This window comes from Halovivax asiaticus JCM 14624 (assembly GCF_000337515.1).
Lineage (GTDB): Archaea > Halobacteriota > Halobacteria > Halobacteriales > Natrialbaceae > Halovivax > Halovivax asiaticus.
Genome location: NZ_AOIQ01000009.1, coordinates 96,089 through 115,934 on the forward strand (window position 1 = coordinate 96,089; position 19,846 = coordinate 115,934).

At 66.7% G+C, this 19,846-nt stretch carries 17 protein-coding genes; 8 read left to right on the forward strand and 9 right to left on the reverse strand.

From position 1 onward, the window contains the following. The first annotated feature begins 25 nt into the window (after positions 1 to 25). Positions 26 to 1,366 carry a bifunctional metallophosphatase/5'-nucleotidase gene (locus C479_RS05305; RefSeq protein WP_007698961.1) on the forward strand — a complete coding sequence of 447 codons (1,341 nt, stop codon included), beginning with the start codon at positions 26 to 28 and terminating at the stop codon, positions 1,364 to 1,366. A 102-nt stretch (positions 1,367 to 1,468) separates the two neighbouring features. Beyond that, on the forward strand, positions 1,469 to 2,404 hold the full coding sequence (locus C479_RS05310) for a hypothetical protein (RefSeq protein WP_007698963.1): 936 nt from the start codon (positions 1,469 to 1,471) through the stop codon (positions 2,402 to 2,404). Positions 2,405 to 2,422: 18 nt separating this feature from the next. Here C479_RS05310 and C479_RS05315 read toward each other — a convergent pair whose 3' ends face one another. Continuing rightward, complete coding sequence (locus C479_RS05315; RefSeq protein WP_241430162.1) at positions 2,423 to 3,487, reverse strand: hypothetical protein; 1,065 nt, start codon at positions 3,485 to 3,487, stop codon at positions 2,423 to 2,425. A 536-nt stretch (positions 3,488 to 4,023) separates the two neighbouring features. On the opposite strand from C479_RS05315, the gene C479_RS05320 reads away from it, so the two are divergent. Continuing rightward, on the forward strand, positions 4,024 to 4,971 hold the full coding sequence (locus C479_RS05320; RefSeq protein ID WP_049907092.1) for a hypothetical protein: 948 nt from the start codon (positions 4,024 to 4,026) through the stop codon (positions 4,969 to 4,971). Positions 4,972 to 5,007: 36 nt separating this feature from the next. Here the strand turns inward: C479_RS05320 and C479_RS05325 are convergent, their stop codons facing one another. The 6 genes from C479_RS05325 to dapA are packed head-to-tail and all read right to left on the reverse strand — an operon-like array spanning position 5,008 to position 10,990. Continuing rightward, on the reverse strand, positions 5,008 to 6,174 hold the full coding sequence (locus C479_RS05325; RefSeq protein ID WP_007698971.1) for a M20/M25/M40 family metallo-hydrolase: 1,167 nt from the start codon (positions 6,172 to 6,174) through the stop codon (positions 5,008 to 5,010). After that, positions 6,165 to 7,118: a diaminopimelate epimerase gene (gene dapF, locus C479_RS05330; protein ID WP_007698973.1), complete on the reverse strand. Its 954-nt coding sequence runs from the start codon at positions 7,116 to 7,118 to the stop codon at positions 6,165 to 6,167. Before dapF ends, C479_RS05325 begins: the two co-directional genes overlap by 10 nt. Then, positions 7,115 to 8,425: a diaminopimelate decarboxylase gene (lysA, locus tag C479_RS05335; RefSeq protein WP_007698977.1), complete on the reverse strand. Its 1,311-nt coding sequence runs from the start codon at positions 8,423 to 8,425 to the stop codon at positions 7,115 to 7,117. The genes dapF and lysA overlap by 4 nt, the downstream gene beginning before the upstream one ends. Further along, positions 8,422 to 9,261: a 2,3,4,5-tetrahydropyridine-2,6-dicarboxylate N-succinyltransferase gene (locus tag C479_RS05340; protein ID WP_007698980.1), complete on the reverse strand. Its 840-nt coding sequence runs from the start codon at positions 9,259 to 9,261 to the stop codon at positions 8,422 to 8,424. Before C479_RS05340 ends, lysA begins: the two co-directional genes overlap by 4 nt. Then, positions 9,258 to 10,070 carry a 4-hydroxy-tetrahydrodipicolinate reductase gene (dapB, locus tag C479_RS05345; protein WP_007698982.1) on the reverse strand — a complete coding sequence of 271 codons (813 nt, stop codon included), beginning with the start codon at positions 10,068 to 10,070 and terminating at the stop codon, positions 9,258 to 9,260. Before dapB ends, C479_RS05340 begins: the two co-directional genes overlap by 4 nt. Continuing rightward, on the reverse strand, positions 10,067 to 10,990 hold the full coding sequence (gene dapA, locus C479_RS05350; protein WP_007698984.1) for a 4-hydroxy-tetrahydrodipicolinate synthase: 924 nt from the start codon (positions 10,988 to 10,990) through the stop codon (positions 10,067 to 10,069). Before dapA ends, dapB begins: the two co-directional genes overlap by 4 nt. A 469-nt stretch (positions 10,991 to 11,459) precedes the next feature. On the opposite strand from dapA, the gene C479_RS05355 reads away from it, so the two are divergent. After that, positions 11,460 to 12,524: a pyridoxal-phosphate-dependent aminotransferase family protein gene (locus tag C479_RS05355; protein WP_049907093.1), complete on the forward strand. Its 1,065-nt coding sequence runs from the start codon at positions 11,460 to 11,462 to the stop codon at positions 12,522 to 12,524. A gap of 108 nt (positions 12,525 to 12,632) precedes the next feature. On the opposite strand, the gene C479_RS05360 is transcribed toward C479_RS05355, so the two are convergent. Next, positions 12,633 to 12,887: a PLDc N-terminal domain-containing protein gene (locus C479_RS05360; protein WP_007698989.1), complete on the reverse strand. Its 255-nt coding sequence runs from the start codon at positions 12,885 to 12,887 to the stop codon at positions 12,633 to 12,635. Positions 12,888 to 12,983: 96 nt separating this feature from the next. Continuing rightward, complete coding sequence (locus C479_RS05365; RefSeq protein WP_007698991.1) at positions 12,984 to 14,153, reverse strand: hypothetical protein; 1,170 nt, start codon at positions 14,151 to 14,153, stop codon at positions 12,984 to 12,986. A gap of 164 nt (positions 14,154 to 14,317) precedes the next feature. On the opposite strand from C479_RS05365, the gene thiD reads away from it, so the two are divergent. From thiD to C479_RS05385, 4 genes are all read left to right on the forward strand, one after another. Beyond that, positions 14,318 to 15,199: a bifunctional hydroxymethylpyrimidine kinase/phosphomethylpyrimidine kinase gene (thiD, locus tag C479_RS05370; protein WP_007698992.1), complete on the forward strand. Its 882-nt coding sequence runs from the start codon at positions 14,318 to 14,320 to the stop codon at positions 15,197 to 15,199. Positions 15,200 to 15,304: 105 nt separating this feature from the next. Then, the gene (locus C479_RS05375) at positions 15,305 to 15,634 is read left to right on the forward strand and encodes a tRNA-binding domain-containing protein (protein ID WP_007698994.1); all 330 of its coding nucleotides are present in this window, start codon (positions 15,305 to 15,307) and stop codon (positions 15,632 to 15,634) included. A gap of 185 nt (positions 15,635 to 15,819) precedes the next feature. Continuing rightward, on the forward strand, positions 15,820 to 17,622 hold the full coding sequence (locus C479_RS05380) for a histidine kinase N-terminal 7TM domain-containing protein (RefSeq protein ID WP_007698996.1): 1,803 nt from the start codon (positions 15,820 to 15,822) through the stop codon (positions 17,620 to 17,622). A 172-nt stretch (positions 17,623 to 17,794) separates the two neighbouring features. Further along, complete coding sequence (locus C479_RS05385; RefSeq protein WP_007698998.1) at positions 17,795 to 19,822, forward strand: histidine kinase N-terminal 7TM domain-containing protein; 2,028 nt, start codon at positions 17,795 to 17,797, stop codon at positions 19,820 to 19,822. Positions 19,823 to 19,846: the final 24 nt, after the last annotated feature.

Below are 19,846 nucleotides of genomic sequence, written 5' to 3' on the forward strand. Positions count from 1 at the left end.
CACAGCCGTCGAAATCTGGACGTCGATGACGGCACCGAGACTCCTCCACCTCGCGGATCTCGAGACGATTTACGACGATCCGGAGCGGGTCGGTCGGCTCGCCGGCGCGATCGACCGGGTCAGGGATGACCGAACCCTCGTCGTGGGATCTGGTGACACGAGCGCACTCGGGGCGCTCGCGTTCGAGAGCGACGACAGTCGCGCAATCGCCCGCCCGTTTTACGATCAGATTTCCCTCGACGTGGACACGCTCGGTAACCACGAGTTCGACCACGGGGCCAGCGAGGCCGCCGAGTGGGCTCGATCGACGGCAGCGACGCACCTCGCCGCGAACGTCGATGGACCGACGTCGCTCGAGGACACCACACGGTCCGACGAGACCGATCGATGGGACGGCCTCGAATCGAGTACCGTCGTCTCCGCCGCCGGACACCGAATCGGGCTGATCGGCATCGTCCACCCGGAGACCGTCGAGCTGAGCGGGCTGGAGCTCGACGTGACGATCACGGATCCGGTCGACGCCGTCCGGATCGAGGCGAAGCGGCTCCGCGACCGGGGCGCCGACTGGGTGGTCATCCTCTCGCACGCGGGGCCGATCGACGAACGGATCGCCGCCGAAACCGACGCGGACGCCGTCCTCGGTGGACACGATCACGACGCGGTCCGCGAGCGGATCGACGGGACCCTCGTCAGTCGGACGGAGGGTGGCCAAGCCGGCGTCTATCAGTTCGTCGAACTCGGTGAGTCACCCACCGACCACGGCGGTTCGATCGAGGCCGTCACGCACTCGATCGACGAGGCACCGCGCTCCGAGTCCGTCGAGTCGACCTATCGAGACCTGGCTGCCGACCTGGGGCTAACCCGCCGGCTGGGTCGGTTGCCGGAGCCACTCGACCACACCGAGGCGGCCGAACTCGTCGCGACTGCGTATCGCGTCGGCGGCGACGCCGACGTCGGCCTCGTCGCGGCGGCGTCCGTCCGTGACGGCCTTCCGGGTCGAGTCACCAGGGGTGACGTCGTCGGGATCGTTCCTTTCGGCTCGAAACTCGACGTGCATCGCCTCCCGGGCGAGACGCTCCAGGCCGTGGCCGAGCGATGTACGGACCCGCTGGATGCGACCCACGGTGGCCTGATCGCCGCCGGCATCGAATTGGGAACGGACGGCACGGTGCGGATCGACGGCGTGCGAATCGACCCGGAGGGCGACTATCGCCTCGGCTGTATGAGCTACCTCACCGTCGTCGACGCCGTTCCCGAACTCGACGCGAGCACGCGCGTCGAATCGCGAGGCCCCCAGCACGAGCACGTACTTGCGCGCGTCGCGAACCGCGTCGACGAACCGGCCGGCGGTGGCACGAACCGATAACGCCTGTCGATAGCTCTGGCTCGACGCCGCTGGCACCGAGAACTCCCTCTTCAGGGCACGGTGTCGGAAGAATTACCGTCTTCGTTCCGGCAAGATTACGGTATGAATCGACGGTCGGTCCTCGCTCTCGGCGGAGTCGCGTGTCTCGGTGGCCTCGCTGGCTGTCTCAGTTCGCTCGGTCTGGACGACGAATCGAACGACGATGGAACGGACGAAACAGACGATGGGCCAACCGACGGCTACGGTCTCGACGAATTCGGTCGGTGGATTCCCGTCCCGGACGCGCTCGATGCGAATCCGGTCACCGTCACCGGCATGGCTCCCGCCGCGCTCGCGGCGACGGTGGGTGAGACTCCCCAGGGATTCGGGCCAGGCAGCCAGATCGCCGACCAGCCGATCGAGTTGCCATCGGCCGCGGACATCGACTACCTCGTCGGCACCCGGTTCGGCGCCAACGAGACACAGACCGTCCACTCCGGCGGGTTGGTGGCGATTCGTGGCGATCTCGATGCCGAGACGGCGGCTGCCGACCTGGAAGCGGGCGGGTTCGAACACGACTCGTCCGTCGGCGGGTACGAGTGCTACACGGACGGCGGCTTTGCCTGGGGGCTCGGATCCGAGGCGTTCGTCGCTGCGAGTTTTCCCGAAGAACCCATGGAAGGCCTTCGACAGATCATCGCCGCCGACGCCGGCGACGAGCCGCGGGTCGTCGAGGAACGCGAACGATTCCGGACGCTGCAAGCAGCACAACCCGCGGGCGAGATCGTCTTCGCCGAACACGCGACGGGCTCAGTCACGCCCGTGCTGGCGGGGACCCGATCTGACGCGGTCGTCGCCGCGGGCGAGTCGTTCGACGTTCACGCGGACGAAACGACGATCACGACGACGCTCGTCTTTACGAGTACCGATGCAGCCACCGAATCACACCTCGAAGCCTACGTTGCCGATTCGAACGCCGACCCGGAGAACGCGACCTACCGACTCGACGGCGACGTCGGCGAGATCGAAGTGACGCGACCGACGGACGAACTTCTGTAGTCGCGTTTCCACAACCCTTTACTCGACAGTCACGGACGCCGTGGCTTCGGCGATCGGTCCACCGTTGGATTCGTAAAGCGTCACAGTCACGTCCTGCGTCGAGTCGAGCGACTCGTCGAGGTCGACGGAACGGTCCGTCACCTCGTCACCGGCGTCGAACGTCACGCCACTCCCACCGATCACGGTATCCGCCTCGTCGAAGACGAACAGCGACGAGTCGACCGGCGTACGCAACGAGGCAATTTCGACGGTCGTGCCGTCCGACGTCTGGTCGTCGAACGTGATCGATGCCGACCCACCATCCGAGACCTCGACGGTCGCCGTCTCGGTCGCGATCGGTCCACCATTCGATTCGTAGAGCGTCACAGTCACTTCCTGCGTCGATTCGAGCGACTCGTCGAGGTCGACGGAACGGTCCGTCACCTCGTCACCGGCGTCGAACGTCACGCCGCTTCCGCCGACGACATCGCCAGACTCGTCGAAGACGAACAGGGACGAGTCGACCGCGGTCCACAGGTGTGAGACGTCGATCGACGAGCCATCAGACGTCTGTTCTTCGACCGTCAGCGTCGCAGGGCCGGCGTCCTCGACCCGCAGGAACGCCGTCGTCTCGGCGATCGGGCCGCCGTTCGACTCGTAGAGAACGACACGAACGGACTGACTCCCTTCGAGTGGCGATTCGAGCGGAACGGTCAGCGAGTCGATTTCCGTGCCACCGACGAACCTGACGCCACTCCCACCGATCTGCCGACCGGTGGCGTCGAAGACGAACAACGACGCGTCGACGTCCGTTCGAAGCTGTGAGATGTCGACCAACGCCCCGGTTCCCGACTGGTCGCGAACCGTGAGTGTGGAGTCAGCATCGCCGAGCGAGACGGTTGCCACGTCTCCTGCAGCCAGTGTACCAGGCCGCTCGATCAGGAGTGCGGTGATCTCCTGACGTGCGGTAAGCGAGCGCCGCAGTTCGATCGAATGCGACCCACGACGCACGTTCGCGGACAGTTTCCACTCTGCGAGAACGTCGAACTCGTCCGTCAGGAGGTACAGGGTACTCGCCTTCTTCGTACGCAACGTCTCGATCATTACCGAGCCACCACTCGAGCGTTGATCGTCGAGCTGAACGGTCGCCCCGTGCGACTGACCGTCTTTACCGCCACCGTGCGCACTCACAGACCCCGCCAATATCGCCGACAATCCGATCGCTCCACCAGTCAAGACGTCACGCCGAAAATTATGAATCCCCATACAAGTCATAGCTGTTGATATGTTATATAATTTCTCATCGATACGCCAAGTACTGGCGTCCAAGGGTAGTAATCGATAACCACTTGAGTCGGTTGGAAATCGGAGCATAGCACACCGCACCTCGGTTCGTACAACGATCGTGACGGCGAACGGCACGGGCATGGGCGCTGGTACCCATGCCGAGGTCTCCGTGAGCGGAGGGAGATCACACCGATGTCGAGACAGTGAGGGACAGATCTGGGAACCGAGACACCAAGCGGCGGACCCAGAACTGAGCGTCGACGGTCGTAATCGTTATCGCCCCTAAATTGAAATAAGAGGTCACGAAAATGGATCGTCGAACGCTGTTACAGACAGGGGTAACTGTAGGGTGTATGGGGGTCGCTGGGTGCGTCGGCATGCTGGGGGACGGCGGCGCGGAAGACGAGACCGATGACGATGGAACCGACGGGGGCGAGCCCAGTGGATCGGACACCGCTGAGGACCCGAGTGAAACGCGCTACGAGCTCAGTCGGCAAAGCGGACAGGTTGTGAGCGACTGGCTCCTCCCACCTGAGGCCGTCGGCGTCGATTCCTACGACGTCGAAGCGTTCACCCCAGCTCGACTCGGCACCCACCGGGCGGAGTTACCGGCGGCACTGACAGAACTGGCCGACCAGATGGAGTATTACGTCACCGGCGAGCAACAGGCTGGCGACACGTGGGACAGCCTCGGAGTGATCGTGAGCGCGGACTACGGGTGGGACGATGGGACGACGATCGTCGCCCGAGGCGCGTTCGATGCGACACACTTTGAGCGACTCGTCCGGAGCGACGAGTTGACCCACCGCGGCGAGTACGGCGAGCTAGACGTCTACGAGGGTGACGGCAACGCCGTCGCCTTCGATCGAACGACCTGGGTCCAGACCTCGGCGAACTGGCCGGTCGAGACGCTCGAACAAACTATCGACGCAGCTGCCAGTGACGCGACCCGATACGCGGACGCACACGACTCGTTTGACCGCCTCGTCGCGGCGCTCCCGGACGCTGACGTACTCAAAATCCTCGACGGGGCACCTGCCATTCGGCTCATGGACATCGAGGGCGCGGTCGCAAAGAGCGAGGGCTACGCAGTCGACGGCGCCGAGACGACCGCCACCGAGGCGATCCTGTTCGAGGACGAGACGGACGCAACCACCGAGGCCGGCAAAACCTATCTGGACGCCCATCGGCTCAGACCGGCCCCCGACCACGAATCCGTCGCCATCACTGTCGATGGGCAGTTGCTGGTCGTCGAATCGGCGATCGATACCGGCGACGTCCCGAAGATCGGGGCGATGTGATTCGTGGCGGGCGCCGATCGGTCCGAAAGTGCGTGATCACGTCGCCAGCAATGCCGTCGTCGCCGATATGAGTGCCGTAGCCGCCTCGTGGATCTCATCGATCGAAACGTACTCTCGGTCGGCGTGTGCAACGGGACCCACAGCATCGGCGAGCGAGCCGGGCCCGAAGACGACGGTCGGCGCCACGCCAGCGAAGTACGAGGCTTCCGTCGCCGCGCCGAACGCGCGAACGTCACCGCCGCTCGCGGCAGACAGCGTTAGAACGAGCGGATGATCGGGGTCGGTCGACCAGGCGTCGAAGAACGGGGTGGGTCGATCAGTGAAGGAGAACGAGACGTCGATCGATGATGGGACGGCCGCATCGAACTGATCCAACAGCGTCGCCTCGAACGAGTCGGGCGTTTCAGGCGGGACCGGCCGACGATCCACTGTGAGTCGGGCACTCGCCGGGACCTGGTTCGTCGCCTCGCCACCCTGAACGACCGTCGGGGTGAGCGTGGGGGCACCGAGTTGTGGATGGTCGCCAGGGACGTCGTCCCGGTCGTCGAACGAGCGGAGCGCGAGGAGGACCTCGGCGAGCGCGTCGACTGCATTGTTCCCCGTGTCGGGTCGGGCCGCGTGCGCGTGTTCACCACCGAGTTCGATCGTCCCCTCGAAGCGGCCGGGGGCCGCCGGACAGACGTCGAGTCCGGTGGGTTCGCCGACGATCACCGCATCCGCGTCGCGCAGTGGCGAATCGGCTCGCTCGACGAGGGAGCGTGCGCCCGTGGAGTACACCTCCTCGTCCGGCGTCAGCGCCAGCGTCAGTCGGCCGGAAGTGAGTTCGGTCGTGAGGAACGTGGCGAGCATCGCGGCGAGCGCGCCGGCCGCGTCGCAGGCACCCCGGCCGGAGAGCCGGTCGCCGTCGGGTCCCCACTCCGGCGGGACGTGCGGTGAGACCGTATCGAGGTGCGTATTCAGGACAATGTGTGAAACGGCGCGATCGGTGTTGCCAACCGCTGGTTCTCCCGAACCCCGAGTTACGACGAGGGTGCCGGTGGCGTCGACGGTCGGGTCGTGGCCGTGTGCGCCGAGGATCGATCGAACGTCCTCGCGGAGTTCGTCGACGCGCTCGTGCGTCTCGATCGAGACGGCGCGTTCGAGGAATTCGATCGGGTCGAAGCCGGTCCGGCTACCGTCCAGGGAGGCACGGTTCATCGGCATTCGCACTCGCTCACCGGCAACTCGTGATCCGTCTCGTGGACGACTGGCCCCTCCAGGACCGCCCGGTGGTGGGCGTCGAAGCGGACACGCAGCGTCCCACCTGGCGGATGCAGTTCCCACTCGCCGGACCGGGGTGCGTACGCGAGCCGGGAGGCCACGGCGGCGATCGCAACCGCGCCGGTGCCGCAGGCGGCGGTCTCGCCCTCGACGCCGCGCTCGTACGTCCGCTGGTCGAACACGCACGAATCGGACGACCCTGCCGCGAGGGTCGACGTCGGGCTCGCGAGGGTCACGTTCGTCCCACGCGGGAACGCCTCGGCGTGACGGATCGCAGGACCGAATCGGTCGAGTTCGACGGAATCGACGTCCTCGACGAAGGCGACGACGTGTGGGACGCCGGTATCGACGGCGGTGATCCGGAGCGGCCCGTCGCCATCGAGCGAGCGGACCCGGGAGTCGGCGTCGAGGTCGACGACGTCGGATACTGGGCGGTCGACGACCGGCGCGTCCGCCGAGACGGGGACGGAAGCAGGGTCGAATGCGGGACGGTTCATCTCGACGGCGATCTGCGCTGGGCCGTCGGCGTCGGCGGAAACACGCTCCGCGGGCCTGGTTCCCGCCTGCGTGTCGATCATGACGGCATCCGCGCCGGTTCGTTCCATCGCCCACGCGGCGGCACAGCGGGCGCCGTTGCCACACATCGGGGCGACGCTCCCGTCGGGCTGGACGAGCGTCATCACGACGCGTGGCGGGGCGAACTCGGGTTCGAGTGCGAGGAAGAGGACGCCATCGACGCCGAACCCCTCGTCGGGGTCACAGACACGCCGAGCGAACGAGCGGCGCTTCGGAACCGGCTCGTCGGCGTCCACGAGCAGGAAGTCGTTGCCGGTCCCGTGGTATCGCGAGGCGGCGATCGTCTCGCGATCGACGGCGATCGTACTCATTCGACCACCTCCCGCCCGGTAGCGACCTCCAGGCGCGCCAGATCGGAGAGCGACTCACGCCGACGAGCGAGCCGAGCATCGGACCCATCGACGACGACCGTCGCCGGTCGCGGCCTGGCGTTGTACGTACTCGTCATCTCGTAGCCGTAGGCGCCGGCGTTCCCGACGGCGAGCAATTCGCCGCGTTCGACGCGCGGGAACGATCGGTCCGCACAGATGAGGTCCGCGCTCTCACAGACCGGCCCGGACACCGTCTGCGAGATGGTCTCGCGGTCGGGTGCGTCCGGCGCGAGCGGGCGGACCGCGTGGGACGCGTCGTACAGGGCCGGCCGAAGGAGCGTCGTCATCCCCGCGTCGACGCCGACGACCCGTGTGGTCGGGGTCTCCTTGACGGTATTCGCTTCGGTCAGGAGGACGCCGGCGTCGGCGACGAGGTAGCGACCCGGCTCGATCGAGAGGCGCGCATCGACGTCGGCGAGTGCAGCACGGGTCGCGTTGGCGAGCGCGTCGAGTGCGAGTGGCGTCTCGTCCGAACGGTACGGGACGCCGAAGCCGCCACCCACCGAAACGAGGTCGAGGGAGCCGGTCGCATCGCAGACTTCAGTCACGAGGTCGGCGACGCGTGCGACGAACCGTCGGTGAGCCGCGCGCTGGTCGGCGTCGAGGACGCCCGAGCCGACGTGGGCGTGGAGGCCGACGAGGTCGAGGCCTCGATCGACAGCGTCGCGAGCGGTCTCGACGAGTCTGTCCGCCGGGAGCCCGAACGTCGCGTCGCCGCCGGTCCGGACGGCCGCGTGGTGGCCCGCGCCGACACCGGGAGTGACCCGCAAGCAGAGTCGACCGCCGTAGCCCAACTCGGCGAGGCGACGGACGGTGTCCCAAGCGCCGGCCGTGATCGTGAGCGTCGGGTCCTCCCGCCACGCGTCCACGACGTACTCCAGGTCGCGCTCAGGCGGGTTCACGGCGGTGTAGCGGATCAGATCGCCGGGGATACCCGCCTCGCGGGCGCGATACACTTCGCCGGCCGAGGCGCACTCGATCGTCGCTCCGTCGGCACAGAGCACGCGGAGGAGGTCGACGAGCCCGTTCGCCTTCGCCGCGTAGGCGATCTCGGCGTCGGGAAACGCGGCCGCGAGGCGGCGATAGTTCGCCCGGGCGCGATCGAGATCGAGGACGTACAGCGGCGTTTCGAACGCGTCGGCGAGCGAGCGGAGACGGGACGCGTCCCAGTCGGCGAGGCGTCGAACGGGCGGCCAGGAACCGCCGTCCCCCGCGCCGCCGGCACCGTCGGCGGATCGGTCGCTCACGATCGGAGCACCTCCTCGCGTTCCGTCGCTTCGAGCGTGCGATCCTCGAGCGCCGTCGCGACGACGGCCGGCTTGTAGGCCCCGTCTTCGAAGAGGTCGTGCTCGCCGACCGAAGACTCGACGAAGCGGGTGAACGCACGCCGTTCGGGCGGCAAGTGACCGTACACGATCTCGTCAGTGACGAGATCGTAGACGGGGATTCGGGGCGTCAGGAGCGTGTTCTCCCCGACGACAGCTCCTTCGCCGACGACGAAGCCCGACGTTACGCGACAGCCGGCGCCGAGGGAGACGCCGTCCTCGATCACGACCGGGGCGTTCTCGACCGGTTCAAGTACGCCACCGACGAGGGTGTTCGCCCCGAGCTTGACTTCGCGGCCGATCTGGGCGCAGGAGCCGACCGTGTCGCACGAGTCGACGAGGGTCCCGTCGCCGACGTGCGCGCCGACGTTCACGAACGACGGGCTCATCAGGATACAGTCGGCGCCGACACATGCACCCCGGCGGACGACAGTTCCGTCGGGCGTGTTTCGCGTTCCGCGTGCCCGGTACGTGTCGGTATCGGCCAGCGAGAGGACGTCGTTGTAGGTGACGTCGCCGTACTCGCGGGCGCGCGTCTCGCGGAGGGCGAAAGTTAGTAAGATCCCGCGCTTGACCCACTCGATGACCTGCCACTCGTCTCCCTCCTTCTCGGCCGCGCGGACCTCGCCGGTCTCCAGCGCATCGAGGAAGTCGACGAGAACGGCCAGATCGTCCTCGGTGATCGTCTCGGCGTCGATGTCCCCGATCTCGTGTCGCGTCCAGAGAGTCTCGACGTCGGCTTCGAGGGCCCCCGTCATGCGTCGATCACCTCGCGAAAGTCGTACCAGCCGGGGTCGCGACCGGCGAGCCAGGCGGCCGCGTCAAGGGCACCGGCGGCGAAGACGCCGCGATCGCCCGCACGGTGGCACAGCCGGATCTCCTCGTGATTGCCGGCCAACAGAATCTCGTGCTCGCCGGCGATGGCGCCCGCACGGACGGAATGGACGCCGATCTCGCCTGGTTCGCGTGGCGCGTCTCCCTCCCGGCCGTGGACCCGGTCAGGAATCTCATCCTCGCCGGGGTGAGCCGATTCGAGCGTCGCCAGCAAGCGGGTGGTGGTACCGCTTGGGGCATCGCGCTTCCCGCTGTGGTGCGTCTCGACGAGTTCGATGTCGTAGTCGGGGAGCCGTCGAACCGCCTCGGCGAGCAGTTCGTCGAGGACGGCGACGCCGCGCGAGAAGTTCGAGGCGTGCAGGACCGGAACCGACTCGCTCGCTTCGCAGAGTCGGTCGAGCTGCGTCTCGTCCATACCGGTGGTTCCCGTGACGAACGGCACTCCTTCCTCCGCGCAGGTGACGGCGTAGTCGACGGCGGCCCCCGCCCCCGTGAAATCGACAACCGCGTGGGGCTCCCGGTCGGCGATCAGCGCGTCGAACGCGACGGCGGGCTCGATCTCGACTCCCTCGACGGCGTCGGACGCCGGCGACCGATTGACGGCGAAGACAACGTCGCAATCCGGCCGTTCGACCGCCGTGGCGAGGACTACCCGCCCCATGCGGCCGGTCGCGCCGGTGACGCCGAGCCGAAGCGGCCCCGCCGAATCGAGCGACGATGAGCGGTCCGTCACGACGCGTTCACCTCCGCAGGTGGCTCGTCGCCCGGGAACGCATCGTACGCGTCGAGCACCGATTCCAGGTGATGGCGGTTTTCCGGAGAGAGACGCGTCAGCGGCGAACGCAGGTTCGGCGGCGCGTCCTCGCGGATCGCCAGCGCCTCCGTGACCGGAATCGGGTTCGTTTCGCAAAAGAGCGCGCGAAAGAGCGGGCCGAGGTCGTGGTGAAGTGCGCGGGCGCGCTCGTAGTCGCCGTCGAGCGCGGCGTCGACCATCGCGGCCGTTCGCTCCGGTTCGACGTTCGCGGCGACGCTGATCGCGCCGGTCCCCCCGACCGAGCAGATCGGTAGCGTGAGCGCGTCGTCGCCGGAGAGGACGGCGAAGTCATCGTCTCGGGTACGCTCCACGATCTCGCCGATCGCGTTCAGGTCGCCCTCGGCGGCCTTGTAACCGGCAATATTCGAATGGCTCGCCAGCTCGACGACGGTGTCGGGTTCGATCGTCCGGCCGGTCCGCGACGGGACGTTGTAGACGATCTGCGGAAGGTCCACGGCGTCTGCGATCGTCCGGTAGTGCACGGCGAGTCCTCGCTGTTCGGGCCTGTTGTAGTACGGCGAGATGAGCAAGAGCGCGTCGGCGCCCGCGTCGGCGGCGCGTTCGGAGAGGGCGAGCGCTTCGTGCGTGCTGTTCGAGCCGCTGCCGGCGATCACGGGCACGTCGACGGCGTCGACGACAGCCTCGATTACCCGGACGTGTTCGTCGTGGGTGAGCGTCGCGGACTCGCCCGTCGAGCCGACAGGAACGAGGCCGGCGACGCCGGCCGCTTCGAGGCGGCGAGCGTCGGCGCGGAGCGTTTCGAAGTCGATGCGGTCGGCGGCGTCGAACGGCGTACACATCGCCGGGTAGACGCCGGTGAAGTCGATGTCGTGTGTCATCTGGTCGGTGTGGGACGGGGCAACCTGCCCCGTGGAGCCGGGCCGCGGACCGTCCTCAGTACCGTGCGGACGCTACCGACCCGGCAGGTCGGTATCGAGAATCCACATCCCGTGGATTCGGTCGCTGCGTGTCGAATCCGGATGCACCCGGGACGGGGGCGCCACGCCCGCCCAGAGCACGCTACAGGGATGTTTTGCCAAATTTCCCAAATTTGAAGAACGAGGTCGCCTCGGGGGCCGTCGCTGACGACCGATCGACGAGGCTGTCACTCACGACAGGCGTCGACGGGCCGTGAGTGACTGATCGCACGGCCCAAACAATTCCGTCCACCTATATGAGCATTGTGCTCAGCCACGGTGGGACGCTCGATCGCGACCCCGAGCAGGTGGACCCGAAGCCGGAACGAGGGCCAGTCCACCAGCTGGCGCGACCGAAACCGGCTACTTGGAGCGCGACCCAGAACCAGGTATGCTGTTTACGCCAGGGCCGACCGCCGTGCCGCCGTCCGTCAGGGAAGCGATGGCCGAGCCGCAGCCGAATCCGGACCTCGATCCGGCGTTTCGCGACCGGTACCGTGACCTCTGTGCCAAGCTGGCCCGCGTGTACGACACTGACCACGACGTGGTGGTCCTCGGCGGCGAGGGGATCCTCGGGCTCGAGGCAGCGATCGCGTCGCTGGTCGACCCGGGAGATCGCGTCCTCTGCGTCTCGAACGGGCGCTACGGAGACGGCTTCGCCGACTTCGTCGGGTCGTACGACGGCGACCCCGAGCTCGTCGGCGGACCGTTCGACGACGGGTACGACCTCGACGCGGTCGAAGCGACGCTGGAGGACGCCGCGGCGGCCGGCGAACCGTTCGAACTGGCGACGATGGTCCACTGCGAGACGCCGACCGGGACGCTCAACGACCTCGAACCGGTCCTCGACCGCCTCGACGAGTACGACGTGCTCTCGGTGGTCGACGCCGTCTCCTCGCTCGGCGGAACGCCCGTTCCGACCGAGCGGATCGACATCTGTCTCGGCGGGTCCCAGAAGTGCTTCTCCGCGCCGCCGGGGCTGACGACCGCCGCGATCAGCGATCGTGCGTGGGAACGCATGGAGGCGCGTGAGCCCACCTCACTGTACACGAACTTCCTCCCGTGGCGCGACGTCTCCGACGGCTTCCCCTACACGCACCTCGACGCGAACGTGGCCGGCCTCGACGCGGCGGTGGACCTGGTACTCGACGAGGGGGTCGAGGCCGTCTACGCACGCCACGAGGCGGCCGCCGAGCGCTGCCGAGAACGTGGCGCCGAACTCGGCCTCGAGCCGTATCCCGACGCCGAACGGGCATCTCCCACGGTCACCGCCTTCTCGCTTCCAGGCGAGGCCGAACGCGTACAGCAGCGTGTCGCTGCGGAAGAAGACGTCGTGCTGGCGACCGGACTCGGCGAGCTGGCGGACGACATCCTCCGCATCGGCCACATGGGCTACAACGCCGACGTCGAGAAGGTCGATCGCGCGATGGACGCCGTCGAAGCCGTGCGCTCGTGAGTGTGAGGCGACAGGAAACGGAGGAACAGGCCGTCGCTGGTGAGTGAGCGGCCACGAATTGGTCGATACCCGGTACCGACGCAGATCGTCCCGCGGAGCCAATTTCGGTCAGGTTTTCGACTGTCTTCCGTCAGCCGCCTGAAAGGAGGGTGACCTGCCGAGCATCAGATAGAGGAAGAGTCCAGCGATCGAGAGGAGGAAGACGACGACGGTCCACATCATCGGGTGCCGGCCATCCTGCTCCCAACTGAACGCGTCGACGAACGTCCACATCGCCATGACGACGTTCACAACGAAGATGAGTTGGCCGACAAAACTCCCCAAACTGACGTACTGGGTAGACAGAAAGGTTGTTTCGATCATACAATTTATGGATAGTACTGAAGTATTAATTTACCGGTAGTAAGGTAACAGTACCAACTGCGTGGCGACTGTCACCGGGCCCGCTGCCGCCGGTGCTTAGCGAGCCATCCGTTCGATTGTAAGTTCATACGGTCCATTTCCCTCCGGAAACGGACCTGGGATGTTCATCAGGACGAGTTCCGATTCGGCAGTCCGAACCGTCCCGGTGAGGGTGAACGGTCCGGCCTCGCCGGTCAGAGCGTTCATCCCGTATGGGCTAACCATCGCCGCGTCGATCGCCGTCGGAAAGCCGACACGCTCGCCTGCTTCGAACAAGTAGAACCCCTGGAGACCCTGCCCGCCAGTTCGACTGCCGTCGACGCGCACCCGATCACCGACTGCCACGTCGTCGATCACATAGCGGTGGCCCGGGCTCCCCGGTGGAATCTCCGCTGCAATCGACTCCCCTGGAGCTAATCGACCGTCCACTCCTTTCGACGACGATTTCGTCACCCGAGGCGCTTCCATGGTCGTCCGGTCGTCCGCTCGGTGAGTCACGAGGGAGTGAATCGCCCCAGCGATTACACCGAGATCCCGTTCGCTCACTCCCTGCGCCCCGATGACGATTCCACGAGTCGAATTCGCGGCGTTCCCACTCCGGACTTCCGGCTCGGCGTCTGGGCCAGTCTGGGCGTCGACAGCCGCATTCGGCGTCGGATTCCCGGCCATCGTCAGGAACGTCGTTCCCTCGCTCCCACACTGAAACCATCCCTGCGTCAGGAACTCGTATCCCGGCACTCGCGTGTGCTGTCGACCACCGTCCTCGCAAGCCCCACCGTACTGTGTCAGCTCGTCCAGTTCATCTCCTGGTCTGTCCACGGACTGGCTGCGGACGGAGACCTCGATGCCGGGGACCTCCCAGGAGGTAGCGTACCCATCCAGGTCCGGCGAGGCGACGAGGAATGGATCGCCTTCGACCGGTGTTCCCAGGACGTCGTCCCAGGCGTTCGGCACCGCAAATCGGATGGTACCCGACTCGTCGGCGACGACTCGTTGAACTTCGTAGTCTCGGCTACCACGTCGCGTCGACCCGGCGAGCACGTCGTCGGGTCCGGAATCGGACGACGACACCTGTGCTCGGCCACGGATCGAGCCGCCGACCCGACCCCAATCGAGGGTCGCAAATGCGACAGCACCAGCGCTCAGGAACGCCCGGCGGCCGACGTGCTCGATCCGGCAGTTCGCCTCGTCACGCGTCAGTCGGTCCGGGTTCTCGTCGTCACACATCGATCGGACCTACACCGAACGTTGCCAAAAACCACCATCGTGATATGCAAGACCGGCCAGGACGTGCATCGGCTCACGCGGACCACGGCTATCGTCGATAGCGAGCCTCCTGGCCGGCGGCCGAATCCACCACGGATTTGTACCACCAGCCGGTAGCCCTCCGTATGCGACCGCCACAACCCGACGCTCGGCCAGTCGCCCTCACCATCGCCGGTAGCGACTCCGGCGGCGGGGCGGGAATCCAGGCGGATCTGTCGACGTTCGCGGCTCACGACGTCTTCGGCACGTCGGCGATCACGGCCGTGACGGCCCAGCACACGCGCGGCGTGGACTCCTCGCACGTCCTTCCACGTTCCGAGGTCGCCGCCCAGATCGACGCCGTCGTCGGCGACTTCGATGTCGGCGCCGCGAAGACGGGAATGCTCGCCAGCGCCGACCTCGTCTCGCTCGTCGCCGATCGGGCCGCTGACGCGTCGTTCCCGGTCGTCGTCGATCCGGTCATGGTCGCCACGTCGGGCGATCGGCTCCTCGACCGCGACGCGGAGGCGGCCTACGATGACCTGCTCGCCGAGGCGACCGTCGTCACGCCGAACGCGGACGAGGCGGCAGTCCTCACCGGCATCGAGATTACCGGTGTCGACCGCGCAGTGGAGGCGGGCCGGGGACTGCTAGAGCGGGGAGTCGACGCCGCGCTGGTGAAGGGCGGGCACGTCCCGGGCGAGACGATCACGGACGTGCTCGTTGCCGAGGCGGACACGGTGGGAGACCGCGGCGCGACGGTCGGCAACGGGGACGAGGCCGGCGAGATCGTCGACGGCGCGTTCGTCGCCACGTTCGAGCACGACCGCGTCGACACCGAGGCGACCCACGGCTCCGGGTGCACCCTCTCGGCCGCGATCGCTGCCCGGCTGGCCCGCGGGGACGACCTCGTCGACGCCGTCGGCGGCGCTACAGATTTCGTCGCCCGCGCCATCGAGAACCACTACGATGTCGGAACGGGGCCCGGCGCGGTCAACCCGCAGGCAGACCGGCGAACCGTCGATTGAATTGCTCGACCGGCCGCGAACGAATTTGCCACCTCGAACCGGTACGTCGGCCGACGAGACCCGGTTGCGCGGGAGCTTTTTGTCGTTGCCGGCGAATCCAGTTGCATGGTCGAGAGTCCGTTCGACACCGAGTTCCGCGTCGGCGAGGTCGTCGACGCCGAGTCGTTCCCCGAGACGAACAAGGACGCGATGACGAAACTGTGGATCGACCTCGGCGACGAAGAGATCCAGTCTGCGGCCCAGCTCGACTATCACTACAACCCTGACGAACTCGTCGGCCGGCGGGTGCTCTGTGCGACGAACCTGGGTTCGGTCCGGATCGCCGGGTTCGAGTCCGAGGCACTGACCGTCGGCGTCCCAAGTGACGAGGGCTATCCCGTCCTCGTGAGTCCGGACGACGGGTTCGGCGTCTCGCTCGGCGCAACGCTGTACTGATCCCGGCGGGCAGACAACAACCGGCAAGCGCCAGCGCCGAGACAACTGCTGGCACCGAACCGCCCTGTAGCCACTGGCCACGAGGACGGCACGTGACCGTTGGTATCGCCGTACGCACCCGGTAGCACTGGAATTCCGCAGATCCGGCCGGTGGCAATTTACGGCTGGCGTCTCAAGTATCCCAGATGACCCCGTTGTTCCATCGGGTCTGGTTCGTCCTGCTCGTGGCCGGCGTCGTGGTCACGCTCTCGGTGGCGATTCTGGCACTCAGGAATCGAGAGACCGATGGTGCAACGGCCCTCGCGGTTACTGCGAGCTCGATTACGATCTGGTTGCTCGGCGATCTGGGGGCGACGCTGGCGACGACGGTGTCGGCGAGTACACGCTGGGTTCAGTTCCTCTGGATCGGCGCCGCGCTCACGCCGACGGCGATGTTCGTTTTCGTCGTTCGCTACACCGGCCGAACGCGGTTTCTGACCGACTGGGTCCGGGCGGGACTCGTTGTCGCAACCGGTCTCGTGATCGCCGTCGTGTTCACACACGGCTCACACACGCTCCTCTGGCGTGAGGTCTACGCGGCCCCAGCAACGCCGATCGGCATCGCGTTCGACCACGGGCCGGCGTTCTACGCGTATACGGTGTACGCCTACTCGCTCACTGCCGCGGCGACGTTTTTCGTGGCGCGCTTTTATCACCGCTCGAAAACGATTTATCGCGGCCAGGCGGCCGCCCTCGGCGTCGGCATCCTCGCCCCGTGGATCGCGAGCACGGTGTTCGTGTTCGGCGGGACGACGTTCGATCCGAGCTCGCTGGCGTTTACCGTCACCGCCGCCGCGTTCGCCGTCGCGATTCTGCGCTACCGGTTCGTGGACGTGATGCCGGTCGCTCGTGAGACGATCGTCGACGCCATCGAGGACGGCGTCCTCGTCCTCGACCGCCAGGGCCGAATCGTCGACGCCAATCCACAGGCCATTGCCCTGCTTGGTGTCGACAGTTCCATCATCGGTCGTGACGCTGGCGACGAGTTGCCCGACTCGATCACGAATCGGAATCGATCCGATAGTCACGACCAGGTCACCATCCGTGATGACGAACACAGTCGATATCTTGCCATCGACGAGACGGAAATAACGGACCGTCAGGCCCGGCCAATCGGCCGCCTCCTCATCGTTCGTGACGTCACCGAACAACGACGTTACGAGCGCGAACTCGAGCGCCAGAACGAGCGCCTCGATCGCTTCGCCAGCGTCGTCAGCCACGATCTCAGGAATCCACTCAACGTCGCCGACGGCTATCGCTCGATCCTCGCCGAGCGCTACGACGACACCGAACTCGACGAAATCCAGACCGCTCTCGACCGGATGGAGCACATCATCGAGGATGTCCTCACCCTCGCCAGACACGGCGATGTGGTCGCCGATCCAACGCTCGTCGATCTGGGGACGCTGGCCACCACGGCCTGGAACGGCGTCGACACCGCCGACGCGACGCTCCGAATCGAGACCGGCGACCATCGCCTCACCGCCGACGATTCCAGACTCACTCAGGCGCTCGAGAACCTGTTTCGCAACGCCGTCGAGCACGGCTCGACGAGCCCTCCCTCGTCCACTCGGCAGGACGCCGTCGAACACGGCGGCCCCGACGTCACCGTCACCGTCGGAACGATCGACGTCGACGATGTCCCGAATTCGGCCAGCGAGCAGGCAGTCGCTCCCGAAACCGGTGAGAGGGCCGGTTTCTACGTCGCCGACGACGGTGTGGGAATTCCCGAAGACGCCCGGGAGGACGTCCTCGAGTCCGGTTACTCGACCAACGCGGACGGCACAGGACTCGGGCTCGACATCGTCACGCAGATCGTCGAGGCCCACGGCTGGTCGCTCGCCGTCACCGAGTCCGCCGACGGCGGCGCACGCATCGAAATCGACTACGAGCTCGATCACGACCCTGCCAAGGCGGGAGCGACCGAACGTCACTCACAGACGACCTAACACGCTGGGCGACTCGACGGAGTGGTGCAAGACGAGGAGACTGCCAGCCGGAGACGCCGCCGCGAATCGATCCAGCGATGGCGGCGTTCCGACGGACCCACGGCCCTGAGAGACGAGACACGGGCGATCATCGATGGCCACTGGCGTTATACCGGCGGAACCCAATTACGTGATGATGGCAACTCTCGCCACCGCGTACATGGTGGCCGTTGCACTCGGGGCTGCCACGAGCGTGGTCATCACGGTACTCGCTCTTCGGAACCCGGACCACGCCGAGACGAAGGCGCTCGCGTTACTCACCGGCGGAATCGCCCTGTGGACGGGCGGCGATTTCGCGAGTATGCTCGTCGAGAGCCGCGAGGCGACGATACTCGTCACCCAGACGGTTCACTATCTGGGCGTGGCCGTCGTCCCGACGACCACCTTCCTCTTTATCCTCGTCTACACCAACCACGACGACCGACTGACGCGCCGTCGGCTCGCTGCACTCTACGCCGTCCCGGCCGTCCTGTATCTGCTCGCCCTTACCGGAACCTCACACTCGCTGCTGTGGACGGAGATCGTCCCCTCGGACGCGACGCCCGTCGGCTACGTGTTCGAAAACGGCCGCGGGTTTTACGCCTACGTGCTGTACGCCTACAGCCTGCTCGCCATCGGAACTGCCCTCCTCGCCAGGTTCATCCTGCAGTCGAACGATCTCTATCGTGGCCAGTCGACGCTCCTCCTGATCGCCGCCCTGGCTCCGTGGCTGAGCAACATCGTCTACATCCTCAGTGACAGCCGATTCGAGCCGACCTCGATAGGATTTACCGTCGCGGCGGTCGCGCTCGCCATCGCCGTGTTCCGGTACCGCCTGACCGACCTCCTGCCGATCGCCCGGGACGCGATCGTCGAGCAGATCACCGACGGCGTCGTCGTCCTCGATCGACGAGGGCGCGTCGTGGACGCCAACCCGCAGGCCGCTCCCTATCTACAGGGAGATGTCGCCGCAGTGCTCGGTAGCGACGTCACAACCGTGCTACCCGAGGAGATCGGTAACTGGCTCGCGACGGATCCGCTCTCGCCGACGCCCGACGAATCGACAGCCACGCCGTCGAGTCAGGACGACGAGACCGACGCCGGGGCGGTGCCCGTGGAGCCGTCACCCGACGCGAGCGCGGACGATATCGGGAGCCGGAGCGCATCGACCGCGGTCCGTCTCACGGCCGATGGCACCCCGACGTACCTCGCCGTCGAGACGACTGCGTTACTGGACGGCGACACTCGAATCGGCCAGTTTCTCATCATCCGCGACGTGACCGATCGCCAGCGCTACGAGCGCGAACTCGAACGCCAGAACGAGCGCCTCGACCGCTTCGCCAGCGTCGTCAGTCACGACCTCCGGAATCCGCTCAACGTCGCCGACGGCTATCTCTCCATCCTCGCCGAACGCTACGACGATCCAGAGCTCGACGAGATCGAGACGTCGCTCGACCGCATGGAGGACATCATCGAGGACGTCCTCACCCTCGCCAGACACGGTGATATCGTCTCTGACCGGAGCCTCGTCGACCTCTCCGTGCTCGCGAACAGGGCCTGGAACGGCGTCGACACCGCCGACGCCACGCTCGCAGTCGAGACCGGCGACCACCGGGTCGCTGCCGACGTGTCGCGGCTGAGCCAAGCCTTCGAGAACCTCTTTCGCAACGCCGTCGAGCACGGCTCGACGAGCCCTGCCTCGTCCACTCGGCAGGACGCCGTCGAACACGGTGGTCAGGACATCACCGTCACCGTCGGAACGATCGGTGGGAAGACGGTCGACAACGCGGGATCGAGTGCGGGTGGCGAGTCGACCGAGTCAGCACCCACGAAAACCGACGGGTTTTACGTCGCCGACGACGGCGTCGGAATCCCCGAAGACGACCGGGACGCGGTTCTGGAATCGGGCTACACAACGAACCAGGACGGCACGGGCCTCGGCCTCGATATCGTCCGACAGATCGTCGAGGCCCACGGCTGGTCGCTCGCCGTCACCGAGTCGGCCGACGGCGGGGCCAGGTTCGACATCTACTACGACGGACTCGAAGACAGCCCAGCCGCCGACCACGGCGACACCGAACACGGTGAACCCGCCGACGGACACGACCGCTCGGGGACGGACGACGCCGACGATGCAAGTGGGGCGACGACCGACGCCACGTGCGACCCGTCGCCGTCGTAATCGGCTAGACCGCGGCGGTATTTG

Excerpts from the sequence above, each read along its gene's own strand:
- dapA (WP_007698984.1), bottom strand. The coding sequence starts at position 10,990 with ATGACACACGACATCGACTTCACCGGCGTCTACCCGGCGATGTGTACG.
- C479_RS05355 (WP_049907093.1), top strand. The coding sequence starts at position 11,460 with ATGCTGTTTACGCCAGGGCCGACCGCCGTGCCGCCGTCCGTCAGGGAA.
- thiD (WP_007698992.1), top strand. The coding sequence starts at position 14,318 with ATGCGACCGCCACAACCCGACGCTCGGCCAGTCGCCCTCACCATCGCC.
- C479_RS05360 (WP_007698989.1), bottom strand. The coding sequence starts at position 12,887 with ATGATCGAAACAACCTTTCTGTCTACCCAGTACGTCAGTTTGGGGAGT.
- C479_RS05325 (WP_007698971.1), bottom strand. The coding sequence starts at position 6,174 with ATGCCGATGAACCGTGCCTCCCTGGACGGTAGCCGGACCGGCTTCGAC.
- dapF (WP_007698973.1), bottom strand. The coding sequence starts at position 7,118 with ATGAGTACGATCGCCGTCGATCGCGAGACGATCGCCGCCTCGCGATAC.
- C479_RS05305 (WP_007698961.1), top strand. The coding sequence starts at position 26 with ATGACGGCACCGAGACTCCTCCACCTCGCGGATCTCGAGACGATTTAC.
- C479_RS05310 (WP_007698963.1), top strand. The coding sequence starts at position 1,469 with ATGAATCGACGGTCGGTCCTCGCTCTCGGCGGAGTCGCGTGTCTCGGT.
- C479_RS05315 (WP_241430162.1), bottom strand. The coding sequence starts at position 3,487 with ATGATCGAGACGTTGCGTACGAAGAAGGCGAGTACCCTGTACCTCCTG.
- C479_RS05385 (WP_007698998.1), top strand. The coding sequence starts at position 17,795 with ATGATGGCAACTCTCGCCACCGCGTACATGGTGGCCGTTGCACTCGGG.
- C479_RS05380 (WP_007698996.1), top strand. The coding sequence starts at position 15,820 with ATGACCCCGTTGTTCCATCGGGTCTGGTTCGTCCTGCTCGTGGCCGGC.
- C479_RS05320 (WP_049907092.1), top strand. The coding sequence starts at position 4,024 with ATGGGGGTCGCTGGGTGCGTCGGCATGCTGGGGGACGGCGGCGCGGAA.
- C479_RS05340 (WP_007698980.1), bottom strand. The coding sequence starts at position 9,261 with ATGACGGGGGCCCTCGAAGCCGACGTCGAGACTCTCTGGACGCGACAC.
- C479_RS05365 (WP_007698991.1), bottom strand. The coding sequence starts at position 14,153 with ATGTGTGACGACGAGAACCCGGACCGACTGACGCGTGACGAGGCGAAC.
- C479_RS05375 (WP_007698994.1), top strand. The coding sequence starts at position 15,305 with ATGGTCGAGAGTCCGTTCGACACCGAGTTCCGCGTCGGCGAGGTCGTC.